The following is a 20,755-nucleotide window of genomic DNA, read 5'->3' as shown; positions in this document are numbered from 1 at the left end:
ATGAAAATGCGCAATCTTGCCCTGCCCGGTCTGTTCTGGCTGTTCGTCGCCTATCTCTTCCTGCCGCTGCTCGTGATGGCGGCGATGGGGTTCCGCGATTCCAACTTCGTTGCCTTTCCGATCCATAGCTGGACGACGAAATGGTACAGCGAAGTGCTGCTCGACCGCGATGTCATGGAGGCGTTGTGGCTTTCAGCCCGGGTCGCCGTTTTCTCCACGGTGATCTCGGTTGCGGTCGGCCTGCCGATTGCCTTCGCCGTTGCCCGCACGTCCGGTGTCATGCGTGGGCTGTTGATCGCGCTCATTCTTTTGCCGGCATTCCTGCCGGTGGTCGTCTCGGCGATCTCGCTGCGCATCTTTATTGGCCGCATCGGTCTTGAAACGGGAACGGCAGCGATAGCCTTCGGCCATGCGGTCGGCTCCGTGCCCTTCGTCGTGATCATGGTCCTGACCCGTCTGAACACGATGGGCCGCAACATGGCGGATGCGGCACGCAATCTTGGTGCGGATGATGTCATCATTCTCGTGCGCATCGTGCTGCCCTACCTTTCGCCGGCGCTTTTGGGCGCCTTCATGTTCTGCCTCTTGTTGTCGTTCGAGGATTTCGTGCGCTCGTTCTTCCTCGGCGGGTTCGAGCAGACCTTCCCGGTTCTCCTGTTTGCGAGGCTGCGCTTTGGCTTCGATCCGGGCCTTGCCGCCATCTCGACGCTCGTCCTCATCGCCACGACCGGCTTTGGCCTTTATGCCGAACGCTTTGTGCGCAAGCGCAGCCTGCGCAGCGAAACCTCCCTGACTTCCGGTGCCAAGAATGACTGATCCCGTACCCGCCATCGAACTGAAGAACATCTGCAAGGCCTATGGGGCGCTGCGGGTCATCGACGACGTTTCGCTCACCATCGACCGGGGCGTGTTCATCACCCTTCTGGGGCCATCCGGCTGCGGAAAGTCCACGTTGCTGCGCTCGATTGTCGGCCTGGCAGAGCCGGACAGTGGCACCATTCTGGTTGACGGAAAGGACATCACCAACGCGGCTGCACACAACCGCCCGGTGAAGATGGTGTTTCAGGACTACGCGCTCTTTCCCCACATGACCGTTGCCCAGAATATCGGTTTCGGCTGCGAGATGCAGGGCATGGAGAAGAGCGCCATCGCGCGCCGTTCTACCGAGCTTCTGGAACTGATCCGCCTGCCCGACATCGCCAATCGCTACCCCGACGCGCTGTCGGGCGGCCAGCGGCAGCGTGTGGCGCTCGCCCGTGCGCTGGCACCCGATCCGGCAGCGCTGTTGCTCGACGAGCCGCTCGGCGCGCTTGATCTGAAACTGCGGCAGGACATGCAGCGTGAGCTGAAGGCCATCCAGCGACGCACGGGCAAGACCTTCGTTTTCGTGACCCATGACCAGCAGGAAGCCATGTCCATGTCGGATTTGGTGGCGGTGATGAACAAGGGCAAGATCGAACAGCTCGACACTCCGGAGAACATCTATGCCAATCCGGCAACGCTGTTCATCGCCGATTTCGTCGGCGCCACCAACCTGTTTGAAGCGAAGGTCGAAGCGAAGGACGGGGATCACCTGACACTTTCCGTCGGCGATGCGCGCTGGCGCGTGCCGGTTGCCCGCGTGACTTCGCACAGAAAGCCGGATGCGGGCGAAGCGGTCTCGGTGGTGATCCGCCCGGAGGCGTTCGATATCGGAAGAAGCCGTCGCAAGGACGACATCGAGCTATCGGGTCGCCTGACCGACCAGACCTATCTCGGCGACCGCGTGCATCTCAATGTCGAGACGGCGGACGGAAGATCATTGCTGGTCGATGCAAGGCCGCCGGTCTCCATCGGAGAAGGCGCGGAAATCAAACTGCATTGCCGAGCAGACAATCTCGCGATCATCGCCGGTCGATGAGCGCGCAACAAACAGACTGTGAAATGGAGACGTCCTGATGGAAATGATCGATGCCAAACGCGTGCATGAACTGCTGGATTATGAAGGCCTGTTCGCTGCACTTGAAGCTGCGCACAAGGGCGGCATGCCCAAACAGTCCGACCGCCTGATCTATCAGGAGCCGAACCCGCAGGGCCAGCCGGACATCTTCATCATCCTGCCGGCATGGGAACCGCAGGAAGGCATTCTGGCAAAGCTGGTGACCTCTTTCCCCAACAACAAGACGCGGCACAATCTTCCGACCGTGAACTCGATCTATGTTTTCATCAACGCCGACACGGGTGTCGCCGAGGCTGTGATTGACGGCGAGGCGGTGATCTTCCGCAAAACCTCGTCGGATTCGGCCTTCGGCTCGAAGCTTCTGTCGCGTGAGGATGCCGAAAACTTCCTGATGATCGGCGCTGGCGGGCTGGCACCCTATCTCGTCAAGGCGCATCTTGCCGCCCGGCCCAACCTCAAGCGTGTCATGCTGTGGAACCGCACGGCGGCCAATGCCGAAGCGCTGGCAAAGACGCTCGCCGCAGAAGGGATCGAAGCGGAGGTGGTCTTCGACCTCGACAAGGCCGTGAGCGAAGCCGACATCATCTCAAGCGCCACCATGGCCAACGAACCGCATCTGAAGGGCAAGCTCCTGAAGCCCGGTGCCCATGTGGATCTCGTCGGCTCCTTCACGCCTGAAATGCGCGAGGCCGACGACGATGTTCTCAAGCGCGCTTCCATCTTCGTCGATCATCGCCAGACCACCACGCGTTCCGGCGAATTCCTCGGGCCGTATGAGCGCGGCATCATCACGCCGGACGATGTGCGCGGCGATCTCTTCGAGCTTTGCCAGGGCAAGGTGAAGGGGCGCCAGTCGGCCGACGAAATCACCATGATGAAAAATGGCGGCGGCAGCCATATCGATTACTACGTCGCCAAATATCTCATGGACCGGCACCACGGCCGGCCCTTCTCGACACGCTGCTCGAGCTGATCCTGTGGCGGCGGCCAATGCGCCGCCGCCGCATTCTGACTGATGATCGTGAGGTGAAGACAAGGGGAGTGTCATGGAACTGCCGCGACGTTTGATCCCTTCCGTTTCCGGCCTGATCGCCTTCGAGGCGACGGCCAGACATCTGAGCTTTTCACAGGCCGCCAAAGATCTCTCGCTTTCGCAAGGGGCCGTTTCCAAACGGGTGCGCCAGCTGGAACAGATGCTTGGTGTGGCACTTCTCGCCCGCAACAATCATCAGGTTCACCTGACGGAGATGGGACGGCGTTATCTCCCCCAGGTGCGAACGCTTCTCGGGCAACTGGAGAGTTCGACCCGGGCGCTGATGCAGGGCGCAGATGGCAAGGCCGTCATCACCATCGCGGCGCCGGTCGGGCTGGCGGCCTGCTGGCTTGTGTCGCGTCTTGGCGCTTTCCAGAACCGCAATCCCGGCCTCAGCATCAATCTCGTGACCTCGAAAACGCTGCTGGAAGCGGATGACGAAGCGGTGGACTGCGCCATCGTGCAGGGCATGCCGCAATGGGGTGGCGCGGCATGCGCGCCGCTTTTCGAGGAGGAGCTGCTGCCCGTGGCGAGCCCGCATTTCATGCGCACGAGGCGGCCCAACTCTCCCGAGGTTCTGCACGAGTGCACGCTCCTTCACCTGACGGACCAGCCGGACCTCTGGGCCGAGTGGTTCGAACGGGCCGGATGTGCCCGGCCGGGCCTTCCCCGTGGCCCTCAGTTCGATCAGTTCCCATTGCTGATCATGGCTGCGGTGCATGGGCAGGGCGCGGCGATGGTTCCCCGCTTCATGGTCGAGCGTGAGCTTGAGACCGGAGAGCTGGCGGTGCTGTTCGATGTGCCGCTGCGTGGCAGAAAAGCCTATCATTTTATCACGCCTGCGCGGTCGGCCAGCGACCGGAACGTGCTCGCCCTGCGCGGCTGGATCATGGATTGCGTGGTGAGGGATGCAGGCTGCAGCGAAGCAGCCTGAGAGCCCCCACCGGCCTTGCCTGCCCGCCTTGCCTGAACGGCACTGCCCTATTCCAAAAAGCGATTTGAGCCCGTTCAACCTCAAGGGCAGACTTTCTTTGGGAAGCGCGGCAATCTGGATACCTGTCCAGTGAAGACAGGGGTGGATGATCAGCCGGGCGACAACCAGAGGAGAACACACATGCCCGGTAAACTGAGGAAAATGCTTTATGCCAGCGCCCTTGCCGTCACCGCCTTTGCGGTGGGAGGGACAGGCGCGTCCGCAAAAGACGACATCAGCTTTCTGGTGGTCGATTACGATGCGCCCGGAATGGGCGACTGGTGGCAGCTTCTGGTGTCGACCTATGAAGAAAAGACCGGCAACAAGGTGGTGCCGCGCAACACGCCGGCAAGCGAGTATTACGAGCAATTGCTCATTCAGGCCGCCAGCGGCACCGGTGCGGACATCCTGACCGTCAATCCGAACAACATCGGCGAGCTTCTTGCCGCCGGCCAGCTCATGCCATTGACGGATTTTCTCGAAAACTCCGGCGTGAAGGACCAGATCGTCGATGGCGGTTTCGATGCGTTGACAGTGGATGGCGAAATCTATGCGCTGCCGATCACCGGTCGTACGCTCGAACTGATTTACAACGCCTGCTATCTGAAGGAAGCCGGGTTCGACCGCCCGCCCCAGACCCCGCAGGAGTTTCTCGACTACGCGAAGAAGCTGACGGTGAAGGACGATTCGGGGCGCGTCACGCGGTATGGCGCGAACATGGTCAATGCCAACGAAGACCCCACCTATGAGATGCTTCTCATGTGGAGCATCGCCAATGGCGGCTCGTTTGCCGATGCGGATGGCAATTTCACGCTTGATTCTGAACCTGTGATCGCGGGCCTCAAGCAGATGAAGGCACTCTATGATGCGGGCGTCGTTCCAAAGGGAATGACGGAGACAGACCAGCGCTCGCTGTTTGCCACCGGTGGGACCGCCATGACCATTGACGGGCAATGGCAGTTTCCCTTTATCGAGAAGAACAACTCCGACAATTTCGACTGCTACAAATCGGCGCTTCACCCTTGGGACGGGCCCGGGACCGGTGGCGTGAACATGGCGCTGGCGGTCAACGCAGCAACCAAAAATCCGGACGCCGCCAAAGCCTTCATCCAAACAGCGGCCAGCGCGGAGATGCAGTCCACCTTCTCCGATCACAGTCCATACATTCCCTATGGGGTGAACGCGCTGACCGATGCGCAGAAAGAGGCGCGCCCCTATCTGGAGCCCTGGATCAAAAGCAGCGGAAACGCGCATCCGGTGGCCATTCCCGGCCATGCCGACCAGTTCAACGAGATATGGCCGATTGTTGTCGACGCCGTGCTGCTGACCCTGCGTGACGACAGGCCTGCCGAAGAGAGCCTCGCCGAAGCACAGGCCAAACTGGAAGACTGCTGCGCCAAATAGGTGCGGCATCAGAAATCCGGGCGACATCAAGCATGAGTGGCTTCAACAACAAGAAGGGAAAGGGCGGGCGACTGGCCGGAGACGGCAGCAGCCTCTCCAATTTCCTCACAGAAGGAAGGGGCTTCCTTCTCATCATGCTGTTGCCCGCCCTGCTGGTTCTGGGGTTTGTGATCGGTCTGCCGATGCTGAAGGCACTCATACTCAGCTTCGACACGATCAACTTCCGCAGGCCGGCAGCGGCGGGCACTTTTGGCTGGCACAATTATGAGAAACTGGTCTTCGATGCGCAGGTCTGGAACGCGGTCTGGCGCTCCGCGCTCTATATGGGCGGTACGGTCATCGGCTCCATCGTCCTTGCCCTTTCGGCGGCGCTTCTGACACGGCGCATTGTCCGGTTCCGAGCGCTTGCGCGGCTTACCTTCCTGATACCCTGGACGGTGCCAGCCGTGGTCACCGCGCTGGTCTGGGGAGTGATGTATGAAGGCAATTTCGGCGTCATCAACCGCCTTCTCGACCCCCTGCCCTTTCTCGACCGAACCGACTGGCTTATCGACCGCGATACCGCCCTTCCCGCGCTGATCCTGGCGCAGGTGTGGAACGAATTCCCGGTCGCCTACATCTTCTTTCTGGCCGGGCTGCACTCCATTCCCGACGAACTCTACGAGGCTGCCAGGATCGACCGGGCCAGCGCCTTCAACCAGTTCCGCTACATCACCCTGCCGCAGCTCAGCTCCGTCACGGCCGTGATCGTCGTGCTCCTCATGATCATGGGCTTCAAATCCTTTCCCATCATCTTCATCCTCACCGGAGGCGGACCAGCCGGCGCGACCGAGACCATGACCGTGCTTACCTACAACACCGCCTTTCGCAAACTGGATTTCTCCTATGCGGCGACGCTCGGCATTCTCGCCGTTCTCATTTCGCTCGCCATGGTGCTTGTCTATCTGCGCGTGATGAAGCGTGCGGAACGCGGTGCGGGCGGAGCCGTCTGACCATGGCGCAACCTATAGGAAGCTCGACCGCATCGAACATCCTGCATACCGCCGCATTGGTGCTGCTGGGAATGGTGGTCCTTTTCCCGGTCTACTGGATGGTTGTGATCGCACTGACACCAACCGGCTTCAGCCGCAGCCTCGCCGGTATTGTCCCCGAGCAGATCACGTTCGAGAATTTCACCACGCTGTTTACCGAGCGCCCGATGCTGCGCTGGATCGGAAACAGCATTTTCGTCGCGGCGGCTTCTTCCTTCCTGTCGCTCGCTTTTGGCGCCTCCTGCGGCTACGCCCTCAGCCGCATAAAATTCCGCGGTTCAGGGCTCGTCCTCATCCTGGTTCTGGCCACGCAGATGATGCCAGCCACCAGCATCGTCGTGCCGCTTTACATATTGTTCCGCGACTTCGGCCTGCTCGACACCATGCAGGGCATGGTGCTTGGACACATCTCGCTCGTGGCACCGCTGGCGATCTGGATGAGCAAAGGATTCTTCGACAGCATCCCCGCAGACCTCGAAGGCGCGGCCCGCATTGATGGCTGTTCGCGCCTTTCTGCCTACTGGCATGTAACACTGCCGCTGGCACTGCCCGGCCTTGCCGCGATCTTCATCTACGGTTTCGTAACGAGCTGGCACGACTTTCTGTTCGCCAAGACCCTCATCAACTCGCAATCGCTCTGGACTGCAGCCACAGGCATCTCGTCCTTCCGCGGCGAATATTTCACCCTGCATGAACTGCAGATGGCGGCGGCCCTTGTCTTCGCACTTCCAGTGATCGTCGTTTTTCTCATCATGCAAAGGCGCATCGTCTCAGGTGCGCTTGCCGGCAGCGTGCGCTGAGCGCAAACAGGAATCGAAACACCCCATGGCAACCGTTTCATTCTCCAAAGTCGTCAAGAAATACGGGCTGGCAGAAGTCATCCACGGAGCAGACATAAACATCGAAGACGGCGAGTTCATTGTTTTTGTCGGCCCCTCCGGCTGTGGAAAGTCGACGCTCTTACGCATGCTGGCTGGACTGGAGAGCATTAGCGGCGGCGAGATCCGGATTGGAGACCGGGCGGTAAATCACCTTCCTCCGAAAGACCGTGATGTGGCCATGGTGTTCCAGAACTATGCGCTCTACCCGCATATGAGCGTGGCCGACAACATCGGCTTTCCACTTAAAATGACCGGCATTGCGCCAGCGAAACGCGCGCCGAAAGTGGCGGAAGTGGCGGGCCTGCTCGGGCTTGACGGCATGCTGGATCGCTACCCGCGCCAGCTTTCCGGTGGGCAGCGCCAGCGCGTCGCCATGGGCCGCGCTATCATACGCGAACCTTCCGTCTTCCTTTTCGATGAGCCACTCTCCAATCTGGACGCGGCACTGCGCGTACAGATGCGCCGAGAGATCAAACTCCTGCACCAACGCCTGGGTTCCACCATGATCTTCGTCACCCATGATCAGGTGGAGGCAATGACCATGGCCGATAGGATCGTGGTCTTGCGTGGCGGTCGCGTCGAGCAGATCGGCACACCGGATGAAATCTATCGAAAGCCGGAGAACACATTCGTGGCAAGCTTCATCGGCGCACCTCCCATGAATGTGATCGAAGGCACAGTCGCTCAACTGCAGAGAGGCCCCGTTTTCGTGCCGAAGGTCGAGCCCAAACTCGCAATTGATCTACCTGCAAGCACAAAAGCGCAACCGAATGCAGCCTTTCTGGGCATTCGACCAGAAGACTGCGTTCTGCAGCGCCGGACCGATCCATCCCAGCTGAACGGGTGTATCAAGTTCATCGAGCGAAGCGGGCCCGAAACTCAACTGACCATCGCAGTGGGTGCAACTGGCGGGCTTTCCATCACCACCCTCAGCTGGGACGGGAAAAGATATGCGATTGGTGACCCAGCGAATGTCGTTTTTCCCCCGGAGCGGCTGTGTCTCTTTGACCAGGAGGGCATGCTGTTACGTTAGTCATGAATTGCACCAACTGCCAGTTTCCGCCACGTGCTGGTTACGCAGTCACAACAAGACCCTGCACGTTGGTTGACTACTCGGGTTCTCCGTTTGCGCTATCGCACTGAGCGCGGTGCATCCTGTGTTCGTTTCTATACTCAACATCCAGAAAATGCGTCCGGTCATAAGCGGAGGCTGTTTGATGCTCCACTGTCTCGGGGAGGAGCTTTTTCAATGGAGCCTTCCGGCCTGGAGCTTGGCCCCGCCTGAGCGGCACAATTCAACTTCTGGGGCATAACTGGTCTTTGGACAGGTCGCGCCGGCGCGCCCTCGAACGGACCGTCCACAACAGCACATCGGAAAACCGCCGGCATCGCTCCCCGGTCCGCGCCTGCGCTCCGATCCAACCGCTTCATCCGGAGGAAGGAACTTAGCTCTGGGTAGGCGAGTGCGGCGGAAAGGACGGTACGCAAGAATTATAGAATCCGAGACGGCGCCAGGGTGTATGTGTTCGACTGCATCGAGCGCTTTACAACCCGAAGCGCCAGCATTCGACATTGGGCTAGCTCAGCCCGAGAGACCAGAAGGCGCCAAGTCACTCGACGCTCCTCGATAGACCGGCTTATCCCATCGCTCGAAGAAGGGTCGTGGAAGGCGGTTCTCCATAGATTGACCGATAAAAGCCCGCAAAGCGTCCCAGATGAAAGAAACCATTCTGCATCGCGATTTTAGTCACGGTTGCACCTGACTCCGCACGCAAAAGGCTTTCCCTTGCAAACGCCAGATAGCGACGCTGCAGATACTGCAGGGCCGTCATGCCGGTCCGGTTACGGATAATTGCTTCTGCCGTACGCAACGCCAACCCAGCGCCTTCACACAAATCCTGCAAGCCGATTGGGTCTTCGCGCCGTTCGTCGATCAGGCGCTCAATGCGCGCCATGCATGCAGTCTGCCTCTGGTGGGCGAGATGATCTCTCTTTACCTCACCACCAACAAGCGCTTCCAAAAGCGCGATTACGACACTTTCCCTCAGGCGCTTTATCAGCGTCTGCTCCAGCTGACTCAAGCGGGCATGAGAATACCCCTGCAAAATCCCGTTGGCGCGCAGATACGCGTGGCGGAGTGCGGCCATATGCTCTGTTCCAGAGGGACGAAATGATGCCGGATTTAGGAATATTTCGGGGAACTCCCGCCCAAAAACTGCCTCCGCGATTCGGCGCACGGCTTCCTGCCGCACCACGATACTGCCAATCTCCGTCGCCCCGTTCGTTCGCACAGATGGCGTTTGTCCGGGTATTCTTGAGACAATGCGATCCTCGGAGAAACTGCGACCGTCGAACAGGATGTCCCGACCGTTTCTCACTGGAAACAGGAAAGTCGCGGACGGATTGTTACCGCCTGTAAACTCCGATCTCAATGCGACTGGATGAGAAAGCGAAACACCGCGAACGGCAACGCCATCGGTCAAACTGCTGACACGAAGCGTTGCCTCGAAGCCACCATGCTCAACGGGAACCAGCCCGAAGCGCCCACCGGGTATGGTCTGAGCGAAGCTCTCCGGGTCATCGAAAGACCTGACGCATGAGTTGGCAAGTTGATAAGGGTCGTGTTCATGCCCGGCGGATTTCCTGTCCTGCAGCCCGCTTTCCTTCCCCACACGGCTCGTATCGTGGCTTGTCGCTCTGTGAAGCACCACGCCCTCCCCTGGCACCAGCGATCTCTGCAACTTTATTGTATCAGGAACAGAATTCAAAATCGCTTCAGACAACGCTGGAACTCAGGTGCTGAAACGGAATTCAGTGCGATAGGATTTTGGCCGGACTGGTCAGCCTCCCGCTGCCAGCGCAGCATCTTCTCCAGGCACCACGCAAATGTACCGGGCCTCGTTCTGGCGAAAGACGGAGCCCGGTTCAGATTCATCAGAAGGGTGCGTCGCTCTTCTTAAAGGAACCCGTAACATCACCCGCAAGAGAGATATCGTCGGGATCCAGAGTCATCACCGGAGCGCCTTCGGAAAGATCGAATTTGGCCAGTTCCGTCCAGATCACATTCGGGCTGGTGGTCAGCTCGAAGAAGTAACGGCCCTCACTCAGATTGATGGCCGTCCGGTATTCGGTGTTGTAGATGCCAAAACCGCCATAAGGAGCGCCAAAGGGCACCGAGACATTGCGGGCGATCGCCAGGACGCCGGCAATGGCCTGCTGCTCGTTTTCAGGCTTGGGGAGCATGGAGGTATAATAGGCTGCCCGCTGGAAACGATCTTTCGCGCGGACATTGCCCGGAAGCGGCGTATCGCTGCTTGGGTTGCTGAAATCCATTTCTGCAAGCATCGCCAACTGTTCGTCATAGGCCGGATCATTGGTCACGATCCGGTAGTCCTTGCCGTGATGAACGGTCGCCTTTCCATCCAGATATTCGATCACGGCGGAATCACCGGTTGCGTCCTCCATCACCAGATGAAGCGTGCCTTTGTGACCGTTCACTTCAGCCATGACCAGCTGAACCTTCTCAAGCTCGGTCAGGGCTTCTGAAACCGTTGCCGCATTGTCCAGCACATACTGGCCCCACAGGGCAACCTGCAGGCCAGGTTTGCTGGGATCACGCTCTGGCAACTCTGTCGCGCTCAGATAAAGGAGGTGGACGGCGAGCCCCTTCTCATTGAAGCCGTCGACGGTGCCAACACCATAAACGGTGGTAACGATGGAGCCGTATCTGGATGTCCACCTAGCCGGGTTGTCGGAGATCAGGTGCTCATCGCCAACCATGCCGCCATCACGCTCCATGCCGCGAGGCATGACAGTGAGAACGGGCTCGGTGGATTCCGGCCAGTCCATCGTGCGGCTGACGAAAATTCCCAGCCCGTTGTCATTCGAAAGAATACGGGAACAGGCCTGGGCTGTCTGCAGCGGCGCCGATGCAATGGCGGTCGCGGCAAGAAGCAGGCTGACAGTGCGTCGAAGTTCCAGTTTCATGTTTCACTCCATGGGGTTCAGGATGTGTGAGAAGATTGCTGCGCTCGGGATTTGAGCCGCAGCTACTGTTTCCGCGCGCTGTAGATCGTCTTGCCTTCCTTGATGGTTTCGAGAACCGTCACTTCGCGCAGGGTGCCTGGATCGACCTTTAGGGGGTTGCGATCCAAAACAACGAAATCGGCAAGTTTTTCGGCCTTGAGGCTTCCCTTTCGGTTCTCCTGGTATCCCTGATAAGCGGCCCAGATGGTGAGCGCACGCAGCCCGTCATAGGCACTGACGCGCTGGTCGGGGCCGATGACATCGCCGGTGCGGCTGGTTCGATTGACCGCTGCGGACAGGACCGCCATGGCACTGGGAAGCGCCACCGGCGCATCATGGTGCTGGGAGAAGATCATGCCGCGCTTGAGCGCCGACTGGGCCGGCGAAATGCGATAAGCGCGTTCCTTGCCAAGCGTCACCTCGCGGTGCAGATCACCCCAGTAATAGGTGTGCATGGCGAAGAAGGACGGGAAAATGGCCAGTTCCTTCATGGCATCAAGTTGGTCCTCGCGCACGGTCTGTGCATGGATCATGACCGTCCGGCGATCATCCATGCCACGCTCTTGCGTCACCGCGCGTACGGCATTGATCAGCTGATCACTGGTCTGATCCCCATTGGTGTGGACCAGCAGCTGCCAGTTGTTCTTGTAGGCCGTGTCGACGATCTTCTGTACCTCGTCCACCTCTTCAATCGCCGGATAGCCATTATAGTCCTCAGGCTGGCCGGGGAGCGGTTCCTTGTAGGGTTCGCTGAGCCATGCCGTGAAATTCTGAATGGCGCCGTCGAGGCTGAGCTTCGCGCCGGCAATGCGGAAGCCATTGTTATAGATGTGGGATGTGCCGACGGCCTTCAGATAATCAAGGTCTCCGCGAATATCGGGATAGACATCGATGTCGAGGATGAGTTCGTCACTGTTGGCCAGACTGCGCCAGGTTTCCGCCACCGGCTTGGTTGCCCGTCCCTCCTGACCGGTGGTGAAGCCGTGGGCCGCATAGGCCTCCATGCCGGCCTTCGCGATGGTCAGATTGGCCGTCTCGTCGAGCTCGGCCAGAACAGCAAAGAGCGGCGTGAACAGTGCCATCTCCTCCAGCACGCCATTGGGCTGCTGGCTGCCTTCTATCCGCTGGATCACACCACCTGCAGGGTTCGGCGTTTCAGCCGTGTAGCCGGCCATTTCCAGCGCCTTGTCGTTCATCACGCCAAGATGCGTCGACTGATGCAGAAGAATGACGGGAATGTCCTCGGAGATCTTGTTAAGATCGGCAGCGGTCGGATGACGTTTTTCAGCCAGCTGCGCGTCATCATAGCCGAAGCCGACAATCCAGCCGACCTTGTCGATGGCCGCCTGGTTCTCGCTTACCCATTTATTCATGATCTCGATGATCGAGGCAATGTCATGCGCCTCGCCATCGGGGGGCGGCAAGAGATTGGCGGCGAGCGCCTGGAACCCAGTGTTCCAGATATGCCCATGGGCATCAAAGAAACCGGGCAACAGCGTCTTCCCCTCAAGGTCGATCTCCCGCGTCTCCTCCCCGATCAGAGCTTCGACGCCGGACTGGGGGCCTACATAGGCGATCTTGCCGTTCCGCACCGCGACAGCTTCGGCATATTCGGGAGCATCACCCTCCATGGTGATGATGTCGCCACCCGTATAAACGATGTCGGCGGGCTTGTCCGTCTCGTCCGCCCAGGCCACCATACCCGGCCCGAAGGCCGATGCCATGGTGATTGTGAGGGCTGCAACCAGTCCCTTGCGTCTGTTGATTATCATTTCAATACTCCTGGCATGCTGTCTGGGCTGTAGGCTTGGTCACTTTTTCGCTTTGGTAACTTTCAGGAGTGGGGACCCTTTGCCCAGAAGCTCCAGGGTGGCCACGGTTGCGACCTCTGTGCCGACCGGAATGGCCCGCAGATCAACGATGAAGTTTGGATTGTGCGCGGAGTAAGGGAACCCCTTGCCCGCTTCCATCGAAGCGCGGAACACCTCCGGATCTGCAACACCGACGATCAGATAGTTGAAGGCAACGTCTTCATTGGGGCCTTTGAGAAGGTGCACATCCTCCGAGCCCGTTGCAGCGGGAAGCTGGCTGACAACGCCTTCCTTGCCAACGAGCTTGGCGAGAGCCTCCGCGTGGCGTTCGGCCATTTCGTCATCGTTCACGAGCGGGGTGGAATAACCCTTCATCGTGTATTCCGGCAGCATGTCCTCGGGCATGCCATAAGTACGGGCGATGCCATCGCTGATGGATTTGATGCCGGCGATCATCCGCTCGCGCACCTTGGCGTCGTACCAGCGCAGATTGACCTTCACCAGCGCACTGGCCGGAATGACGTTGTTGTCGACACCGGCCTGGATCGAACCGACGGTGAGAACGGCGGTCTGCTGCGGCTCGATCGTGCGGGCCACAATCGCCTGATACTGGGTCACAGCATAGGCAGCCATGATAACCGGGTCCTTGGTCATCTGCGGCATTGACCCATGCCCGCCAACTCCCTTGAACAGGACGTCGATCTGATCGGTTCCAGCCATCTTCGGGCCACCGGAGCTGACCACCATGCCAACCGGGCCAGGGGCCGTGTGCAGGCCGATGAGGTAGTCCGGCGTGGGCAGGCCGTGATCGGTCCAGAGCCCGTCATCCACCATTGCCTGCGCTCCGAGGATAAGCTCCTCTGCCGGTTGGGCGATGAGGATCAGCGTGCCGCTCCAGCTGTCTTTCTTCTCGGCCATGATCTTGGCCATGCCGAGCATCCAGGTGACGTGGGCATCGTGCCCGCACATGTGGGCAACGGGAGAGACCGTTCCATCCTCGCGTTCCACGCGGACTTTACTGGCATAAGGGAGACCCGTTGCCTCCTCGACGGCGTTGGCATCCATGTCTGCACGATAGGCCAGAACCGGGCCATCGCCGTTTTTCATGATACCCACCACGCCGGTACCGCCAATGCCGGTCTTGACCTCAAAGCCAAGCCCCTCGAGTTCCTTGGCTATGATGTCGGCCGTGCGGGTTTCCATAAAGCCGAGTTCGGGGTGCTGGTGGATATCCTTGAAAATGGTCTCGAGCCGGGACGCATCCTCCTTCACGGACGCTCTTACCTGCTCAACCATTTCAGCCGAAATATGGCTTTGTTGCTGGGCGTTGGCGTGCCCTGTGCCCACAAACGATGAGCCCACAAGCAACATGGTCGCCGCAATGCCTGTCCGGTTCCAGATACCCATGTCATTCCTCCTGCAGCCCCGCCTCTTCGACGGCGTTTCACATGATGTGTTTCCGTTACCGCCAATAGACCAAGCCAATCAGGCGGCGATGTTCATCGATACAGCTTCAAGGCGACATCTCCGCGAGCCGTAAAATGGCCTTTCCTTCTTCATCCAGCAGCACGAGTTTTCGAAAGGTCTGATGGATCTCGAAGCGCCGCGCCCTCTCCAGTGCTTTCAGAAACGCCTGCTCCTGATTCATCGCCGCCGGCGAGCAAGCCATATTTGTCGAAGCCAACAGGGTGAAACGGATCGAGGCCCCCTCGACCTTCACATTGCCCCGGAAGCGATTGCAGCCCCCCGATCCGCTCACTGCGCCATCTTCTGACAAGGTCAGCGTGCTCCGCAGGCGATCCATCACGCCACCGCCGTCGATATCCTCGACTAGCCATTCGCCGAACAGAGACACGCTCTGAGCAACGCGTTGCACAAGAAGTTCAGTCTGATTGGGCCCCTCGCCAAAAACGGCGTGATTTTGGGTGGTCGTAAAGAGCAACCGGTCGCCTGCAGAAATCGTCGCACGCAACGCATAGCGATGCCCTTCCTTTACCTCCCGCGGATCGAAACCCAGCCGATACTCGATCGGACTGCCGACAGCCCCCGTGATCTTCTGCATGGCGATAATATCGGCGGGGGCATCAGCACGCGAAACGTCCAGCAACTGAACCTCCACGAGAGCCTCGGGTGGAAGCGCCATGCGTTCGCGATAAACAACCGTTCCATGAATCTCGCCCCCACGGCCGGACGCTCGTGCGAGATTAGCGGGAAGGAACAGCCCGGTCAGAGTCAGGGCAAGAAGCGCTGTCCGGCGATCAATCCTCAGGGCAGGTGCAAACTCAGCTTGCTGGCCCATCGCGCCCCTAAGCTTAACACCCAAACCCATTTCAGCTCCCGGCGATAATCAGACAAAGACCGGTAGAAAGCTACCCACGACGCCAGCAAGAGACTATCCAGATGGCGCTGGTTTTCTGAATTCATTCAAGTTTGCTAAAGATTTCCCTCTTGCGTCTGTCGCAAGTTTATCCAAGCTCAAGCTTGGGTTTTGTCTATGCGGGATGCTTGAAATCTCCGGTGGTTACGCGAACTTTCGAAAATCCGTTGTTCAATGAGGTTACTCGGATCGGGCCATAGAAATGGCTTCCTTGTCGATCCGCTTTTCAAACGTGTCCTGCGCCTCCGCCTCGATCTTCTTTTTGACCACACCATCGAGAGACGAATCGCGGGTGAGATAGACTGTCTGACTGGGGAAGGCAAAACCGGAACCGCCCCTGGCAATGATCTCCTGGAGCTCGAGAAGCAGTTCCTCCTGCACTTCGAGAAACTGCCCGAAGTCGGCCGTCAGAACGGTTGCACGCACCTCCAATTCAATCGAAGATGCCCCGAAACCGATCAGCCTGATGCGAGGCATGCCCGTTCCCGTTTCCACCATAGGATGGGCCGCGATCGACTTACGCATCTCCTCCAGGATCCACAAAAGCTGAAGGCGGGAGGTCTCGTAGCGCAAGCCAACCACGTGACGAAACAGGCATTTGTTGCGCAGCGAAAAATTCACAATGTGCATTTTGGCCAGGTCGGAATTTGGAACTGTGGCCAACGTTCCGTCCAGTCCGCGGATTCGCGACGAGCGAGGTCCTATCGCTTCGACCGTGCCGCTGCTGGCGCCGTACTGAATGTAATCGCCTATCCGAAAGGGGCGGTCCGCAAAGAGCGATACCCCGCCAAACAGGTTCTCCACCGTGGACTGCGCGGCAAGAGCAAGGGCAACGCCGCCCACACCCACACCGGCGATCAAACCAAGGGCAGGAATCCCGATCTTGTCGGCGCCATAGACCAGAACGGCACCAGCCGCAGCAAGGCCACCCACACGCGCCATCAGGCGCAGGAGATTGGCATCGTAACTCTGGTCCGGGATGGCTGGCAGCGCGATGACCAATTCGACCACCAGGTGGCAGACAATCAATACCAGCCACGCCAGAGCGAAATAGAGGAGCACGTTGGTGACCACGATCTCCATCGTTGCGAAGAACCCGGCCAGCCCTGTCTGGTAGCCCGCAAAATAGTGGGCACCCCATACCAATGCGCAGAGCAGCGACGGCACTGTCATTGATCGCACCAGGCCACCGATTGAGCGGTGTCCCGTCTCGGAGCCGCGCGTCAGGATACCCCAGCCAATGATGATAACCCCGATGCCGATCCAGACCGCTGCAGTAAGAAGTGCTTTCCAAAGCTGAGTGCCCAGAAAGGGCTTCATCAGAACATCCGGCAAAGCATTGATGAAACTGTAGGGGAAAAAGGGGCCGGTAAAGGAGCGCACTTCATCGGTCCAGTTGTCGTAAGCCGAGTGATGCAGTGGCGGTAATGCGATGATGCGCTCATGGAATTCCGGCAAGCGCTCAACCGTCGCGGCGGAGAACAGGAACTCCCCAGCGCGTGCGCCTTCTTCCTGCCTGATGATTTCCATTTCCGTACCCGGGATGGTCCAGCCCTCCGGCGCTTCCTCGGTATCGTCGGGAATCTGGTCCGGGGCGATCGCAGGCAAACGCATGAGGATGTCGACCAACTGCGCCACGCGCAGGCTGGCCACTTCGGCACGCTGTGCTTCAGGAATTGCGCTCATATCGAGAGCGCGCGCAGCCCGTGTAAAGCTGTCGAAGAGCTGACTGGCGCCGAGTGCGGTCTTGCGCGCCCTGTAATCCAGATAGGTCCGCTCTACCTCTCCAGCGATCTCCACGAAAGACCGATAGGTCGCCCTTGGCGACGAGGTATCGAGCGGAGCCAACGGAGAAACCGTCTGCTCCTGAGCGGTCGCTGACAAAGCGATGACGAGACTGATGAAAACGAGAACGAAGCGCAATGGATGTTCCTCCAGATTGACGCTGGATCGACCCGCCGGACCACGCGCGCCCTGGGGCGGCAGACCGCCATTTCAGCTTGCCATTCGCCTGCTTGGCGAAGGTGCCCCTGGCGGGCGTTAAGAGCGGTTTAACAATTGAATTGCATGGATCCCGGCCGTCTCATGGCAACACGGAGCGCGACACCTGCCGGACATGCCAGGCCAGGAGCGCCATTGAAAAACCAACGGAAACGAGTTTGACCCCCAGAAGAAGTCCGAGCAGCCAGACCGCGACTTGCGGCAGGCTCCACCACAGGATCAGTGAAAGGACAATTCCCAGCAATCCGCTTGCGAGTGCCCAATGCCAGTTCGGAAACGGCCGAATGGTGAGCGCAAAAATCAGCTTTGCAATTCCTTCGATCATGAAGAACACGATCAGAAGCAATGTGATTGCCACAAGTCCCTGGCCGCTGTCCCTGAGGAACAGGAGGCCGATCAGGGCCGCCAGAGCGACAGAGATGAGCTGAAGCCAGAAATGCGGCACCTTGCTGGCGCCAATCAGACTGACGGCCTGCGCCAACCCGCTGATGATGAGCAACCAGCCCAGAAGGCTGATGACCGCGACGGATGAAATCGCCGGATAGACGATCGCAAGCACGCCAGCGGCCATCAGCACGGCTCCCTGGAGGAAGTACCAGATCCAGTAGCGGCGCACCGTGTCTCTGACTGCGTCGTGAAAGACTTCAGATGCTTCTTCAAGCGACAGCGACATATGCGTTCCTTCCGCGATGCGCGATCTCAGGCGGTATAACGATTGTTACACATGGAGAGCCCCATCGACCTCGTCTCAGAACCGAGCTGTAATGCTCGCCATGGTCAGATGACCGTCAAAGCGGTTTTCGACACCAAATTCCCAGTAATGGCGTAGCGCGAAACTATATGGACGCCCATTGATCGCCGTGCTGTAGGACAGAGCCGGCCCAATGCCGAAATCCTGTCCCTTGAAGGCACCCAGCGAGGCGCCGCTTCCCGTGTCGTCGCTGACCTGCTTGTAGGCGAAACCTGCCACACCGAGCGTCAAGCCATTGTCAAACACCTTGCCGATGGCGGCGTCCAGGTTGAGGCCCACACCGTTGCGGTAATCCGAGGCTGAGTTTTTGAACTCGCCCGTCACGCCAAAGCTGGCCGAAAGCTCTATTCCCGGATCCTTCCAGATCTTGGTGAACCCCCAGGAGACGTTCACACCGAGATGATTCTTGCCTGCATTGGGCGCGAAGCCCGTGTCGTAGCGCCCGGTCGGCAGCCAAAGCGTGGTCGACAGCGTATGGGAGAAGCCATTCTCGTTGCTCCAGCCGAGCTGGCCTTTGAGGGAAATATCGCCCATGCCCCAGCCGCTGGTTTCGACGTTTTGACCAAGCGCGTTGGAGCCGGCCCTGAGGCGTGTATAGCTCGCATAGGGTACGGAAACCGTCAGTCCCAGGCGGGCATTTAAAATTTCCTGCTCGGGCACCCAGGTCAGATTGGCTATGAACGGCGAGGCCGTCTTGCGGGCGTTCAGATCGATGGTTCCGCCATCCACGGAGGCGGCTGCATACCCGTCGTAATGCATGAACGCCTGCGTGACATAGAGTCCGGGCGGTGGTGTCACCCCGGCCCCAAAAGCGCTTGTCCCGGGAACGTAAAGCCCCGAGCCGCTTTCTCCGGCCAAAGCAGGTGTACTTGCGAGGAGCGCTACAAAAAGCGCGCCCGATGAAGTGAGTTTCCGCGTGTTCATCAAAACGGTAGCCCCTCGTTTTAATTGCTGCGGCGTACCGTTCTTGAGCATTTGATACAGCCTTATCTCCTAAGGAAGGCTGCGTTCGCCCCGAGTCGGCACACAGTCGCCTTGGCGGATAAAGATATCCCCTAGCCGTGTCGTACAGGTGGCACTTTGTCGACCTGACGACTATCCATATCGCGCACCCTTTCGGCGAATTTCGCTTGGCATCGGGAACGTTTCAGTCGACCGCGCGGCCTGCGGCACCAGCGGGGCCATAGCGCAAAAGGAAGGCAACAAACACCACGAGAGTGGCTGCCATGACTGTGAAAAGCGCCATCACTCCATAACTGTGGAGGAGCGGCACCATAAACAGCGGCACCAGCGTGGCTCCAAAACCACGCACGCCCCACGACCAGGCGGTGGCGCGGGCGCGCTTGGCAGCCGGAACGGTCTCGGCCGCGTAAACGACAAGCACTGGCAGAAAAATGGCGATAGACAAATTGACCAGAAAGCCAGTAGCCATAAGCCATGTCGCCTCTTGCGCAAGGCCGAACAGCACCCCGAGCAGCCCCATGGCAAGACCGGTGCAAGCCAGCACGGTCCGTCGCTCGACATGATCGACAACCAATCCAGCCAGCATGGCTCCCACCACCGGACCAATGCTGGAAACGCCGACATAGAGAAGGGACTCACTGAGGCTCACCCCCTTTTTGATCAAAACAGCACCGGAAAGAAGTGGAAAACCGATGGTCGACCAGGGGGTCAAGAAATAAAGAAACAAGAGAAAACGTATTCTGGAATCCAGAAATCCCGCCCCGCCCGCCTGGGCAGGGCCCAGCGGGTTGCTGTCTACCTTCGCTGCATCGCCTCCCCCGTTTGGCCGAACGCCGTCTTTATCCTGGACGCGGCTTGCGAGCCAAGCCCCGGTTTCGGGGAGACGGACAAACATGGCAGCGCCCAGAATTGCGAGGACTCCACAAAGAACGAATGCCCACCGCCAGCCTTCGAGGCCGAGCGGGGCGACAGGTGTCAGCGACCGAACCATGAAGGTCAGCACAAGCGGGCCTGTGGCACCGAGCGCGACCGTGATCATCATCATCGCCCCCCTGCGGGCCGGCGGCAGGATATCGGTCAAATAGGCAGCCATGAGCGGAGGATAGGCGCCCAGCGCCAACCCCGAGAGTGCCCGCACCACTGTTAGAAAAGCAATATTCGGAGAAGCCGCGGCGAGTACGGAAGTGAAAGCAATCCAGATCATGAGAACAACAATGGTGGGGCGTCGCCCAAACCGGTCCCCTGCCCACCCGGCAATAAATGCTCCGGCTATGGCGCCCAGATAGACGGCGGAAAGTAATCGCGACAGCTCGTGCGCAGCGACGGTATGAGGAGGCGCGGAGAAAATCGCCGACAGGATGTTGCCCAATGCAAATTCTGCGAGGTCGAACCATAGCCCCAGAGCACAGACCCCCACGCTTGCAAGATGTATGGGCTGAAGCTTCTGGGGTTCAAGTTTGCTTGAGTCCGTCACATCCGCTCGCTATCAGATATGATCTTCCATTTATGAATTGCTCATAGGCCATACCTACCCTCGATACAATCGGACTCAGCATCATCGATCA

General features: G+C 59.2%; 17 protein-coding genes. 8 read left to right on the top strand and 9 right to left on the bottom strand.

All coding sequences use genetic code 11. The features are described 5' to 3' along the window. From BLW55_RS13145 to BLW55_RS13110, 8 genes are all read left to right on the top strand, one after another. Positions 1 to 816 (top strand): ABC transporter permease, encoded by an 816-nt coding sequence (locus BLW55_RS13145; RefSeq protein WP_244509070.1) that lies wholly within the window; start codon positions 1 to 3, stop codon positions 814 to 816. After that, positions 809 to 1,900 (top strand): ABC transporter ATP-binding protein, encoded by a 1,092-nt coding sequence (locus BLW55_RS13140; RefSeq protein ID WP_090329107.1) that lies wholly within the window; start codon positions 809 to 811, stop codon positions 1,898 to 1,900. The genes BLW55_RS13145 and BLW55_RS13140 overlap by 8 nt, the downstream gene beginning before the upstream one ends. Positions 1,901 to 1,937: 37 nt before the next feature. Beyond that, the gene (locus BLW55_RS13135; RefSeq protein ID WP_025030887.1) at positions 1,938 to 2,912 is read left to right on the top strand and encodes an ornithine cyclodeaminase family protein; all 975 of its coding nucleotides are present in this window, start codon (positions 1,938 to 1,940) and stop codon (positions 2,910 to 2,912) included. 73 nt (positions 2,913 to 2,985) lie between these two features. Further along, a complete protein-coding gene (locus BLW55_RS13130) occupies positions 2,986 to 3,906 on the top strand; it encodes a LysR substrate-binding domain-containing protein (RefSeq protein ID WP_090329106.1) in 921 nt (306 codons plus the stop codon). Between the two features lie 180 nt (positions 3,907 to 4,086). Continuing rightward, complete coding sequence (locus BLW55_RS13125) at positions 4,087 to 5,349, top strand: ABC transporter substrate-binding protein (protein ID WP_036540502.1); 1,263 nt, start codon at positions 4,087 to 4,089, stop codon at positions 5,347 to 5,349. A gap of 32 nt (positions 5,350 to 5,381) precedes the next feature. Continuing rightward, on the top strand, positions 5,382 to 6,341 hold the full coding sequence (locus tag BLW55_RS13120; protein ID WP_025030890.1) for a carbohydrate ABC transporter permease: 960 nt from the start codon (positions 5,382 to 5,384) through the stop codon (positions 6,339 to 6,341). A gap of 2 nt (positions 6,342 to 6,343) precedes the next feature. Continuing rightward, complete coding sequence (locus BLW55_RS13115) at positions 6,344 to 7,180, top strand: carbohydrate ABC transporter permease (protein ID WP_090329105.1); 837 nt, start codon at positions 6,344 to 6,346, stop codon at positions 7,178 to 7,180. 25 nt (positions 7,181 to 7,205) lie between these two features. Beyond that, on the top strand, positions 7,206 to 8,294 hold the full coding sequence (locus tag BLW55_RS13110) for an ABC transporter ATP-binding protein (protein WP_090329104.1): 1,089 nt from the start codon (positions 7,206 to 7,208) through the stop codon (positions 8,292 to 8,294). A 604-nt stretch (positions 8,295 to 8,898) separates the two neighbouring features. On the opposite strand, the gene BLW55_RS21045 is transcribed toward BLW55_RS13110, so the two are convergent. From BLW55_RS21045 to BLW55_RS13065, 9 genes are all read right to left on the bottom strand, one after another. Next, positions 8,899 to 10,044: an AraC family transcriptional regulator gene (locus BLW55_RS21045; RefSeq protein WP_143038439.1), complete on the bottom strand. Its 1,146-nt coding sequence runs from the start codon at positions 10,042 to 10,044 to the stop codon at positions 8,899 to 8,901. Positions 10,045 to 10,195: 151 nt separating this feature from the next. Beyond that, positions 10,196 to 11,248: a linear amide C-N hydrolase gene (locus BLW55_RS13100; protein WP_090329102.1), complete on the bottom strand. Its 1,053-nt coding sequence runs from the start codon at positions 11,246 to 11,248 to the stop codon at positions 10,196 to 10,198. Between the two features lie 62 nt (positions 11,249 to 11,310). Beyond that, positions 11,311 to 13,059, bottom strand: a complete 1,749-nt coding sequence (locus BLW55_RS13095; protein ID WP_090329101.1) for an amidohydrolase — start codon at positions 13,057 to 13,059, stop codon at positions 11,311 to 11,313. Between the two features lie 39 nt (positions 13,060 to 13,098). Then, entirely contained in the window at positions 13,099 to 14,505 is a 1,407-nt protein-coding gene (locus tag BLW55_RS13090) for an amidohydrolase (protein ID WP_210184102.1), read from the bottom strand. Between the two features lie 106 nt (positions 14,506 to 14,611). Continuing rightward, positions 14,612 to 15,427 carry a YbaY family lipoprotein gene (locus BLW55_RS13085; protein WP_090329100.1) on the bottom strand — a complete coding sequence of 272 codons (816 nt, stop codon included), beginning with the start codon at positions 15,425 to 15,427 and terminating at the stop codon, positions 14,612 to 14,614. A gap of 228 nt (positions 15,428 to 15,655) precedes the next feature. Further along, entirely contained in the window at positions 15,656 to 17,398 is a 1,743-nt protein-coding gene (locus tag BLW55_RS13080; RefSeq protein WP_090329099.1) for a mechanosensitive ion channel family protein, read from the bottom strand. A gap of 160 nt (positions 17,399 to 17,558) precedes the next feature. Next, positions 17,559 to 18,149, bottom strand: a complete 591-nt coding sequence (locus BLW55_RS13075) for an HdeD family acid-resistance protein (RefSeq protein ID WP_090329098.1) — start codon at positions 18,147 to 18,149, stop codon at positions 17,559 to 17,561. A 75-nt stretch (positions 18,150 to 18,224) separates the two neighbouring features. Beyond that, entirely contained in the window at positions 18,225 to 19,151 is a 927-nt protein-coding gene (locus tag BLW55_RS13070) for a SphA family protein (RefSeq protein WP_177175078.1), read from the bottom strand. Between the two features lie 223 nt (positions 19,152 to 19,374). Continuing rightward, on the bottom strand, positions 19,375 to 20,559 hold the full coding sequence (locus BLW55_RS13065) for an MFS transporter (protein WP_177175077.1): 1,185 nt from the start codon (positions 20,557 to 20,559) through the stop codon (positions 19,375 to 19,377). Positions 20,560 to 20,755: the final 196 nt, after the last annotated feature.

Source organism: Nitratireductor aquibiodomus (assembly GCF_900105565.1).
GTDB lineage: Bacteria > Pseudomonadota > Alphaproteobacteria > Rhizobiales > Rhizobiaceae > Nitratireductor > Nitratireductor aquibiodomus.
Note: the sequence above shows the minus strand (reverse complement) of the source record. Positions and strands in the feature narration are given on the sequence as shown.

What these genes read in the sequence shown, in the direction of transcription:
- BLW55_RS13100 (WP_090329102.1), bottom strand. Translation starts at nt 11,248, where the DNA reads ATGAAACTGGAACTTCGACGCACTGTCAGCCTGCTTCTTGCCGCGACC.
- BLW55_RS13125 (WP_036540502.1), top strand. Translation starts at nt 4,087, where the DNA reads ATGCCCGGTAAACTGAGGAAAATGCTTTATGCCAGCGCCCTTGCCGTC.
- BLW55_RS13090 (WP_210184102.1), bottom strand. Translation starts at nt 14,505, where the DNA reads ATGGGTATCTGGAACCGGACAGGCATTGCGGCGACCATGTTGCTTGTG.
- BLW55_RS13120 (WP_025030890.1), top strand. Translation starts at nt 5,382, where the DNA reads ATGAGTGGCTTCAACAACAAGAAGGGAAAGGGCGGGCGACTGGCCGGA.
- BLW55_RS13135 (WP_025030887.1), top strand. Translation starts at nt 1,938, where the DNA reads ATGGAAATGATCGATGCCAAACGCGTGCATGAACTGCTGGATTATGAA.
- BLW55_RS13145 (WP_244509070.1), top strand. Translation starts at nt 1, where the DNA reads ATGAAAATGCGCAATCTTGCCCTGCCCGGTCTGTTCTGGCTGTTCGTC.
- BLW55_RS13070 (WP_177175078.1), bottom strand. Translation starts at nt 19,151, where the DNA reads ATGAACACGCGGAAACTCACTTCATCGGGCGCGCTTTTTGTAGCGCTC.
- BLW55_RS13140 (WP_090329107.1), top strand. Translation starts at nt 809, where the DNA reads ATGACTGATCCCGTACCCGCCATCGAACTGAAGAACATCTGCAAGGCC.
- BLW55_RS13110 (WP_090329104.1), top strand. Translation starts at nt 7,206, where the DNA reads ATGGCAACCGTTTCATTCTCCAAAGTCGTCAAGAAATACGGGCTGGCA.
- BLW55_RS13075 (WP_090329098.1), bottom strand. Translation starts at nt 18,149, where the DNA reads ATGTCGCTGTCGCTTGAAGAAGCATCTGAAGTCTTTCACGACGCAGTC.
- BLW55_RS13115 (WP_090329105.1), top strand. Translation starts at nt 6,344, where the DNA reads ATGGCGCAACCTATAGGAAGCTCGACCGCATCGAACATCCTGCATACC.
- BLW55_RS13095 (WP_090329101.1), bottom strand. Translation starts at nt 13,059, where the DNA reads ATGATAATCAACAGACGCAAGGGACTGGTTGCAGCCCTCACAATCACC.
- BLW55_RS13130 (WP_090329106.1), top strand. Translation starts at nt 2,986, where the DNA reads ATGGAACTGCCGCGACGTTTGATCCCTTCCGTTTCCGGCCTGATCGCC.
- BLW55_RS13085 (WP_090329100.1), bottom strand. Translation starts at nt 15,427, where the DNA reads ATGGGTTTGGGTGTTAAGCTTAGGGGCGCGATGGGCCAGCAAGCTGAG.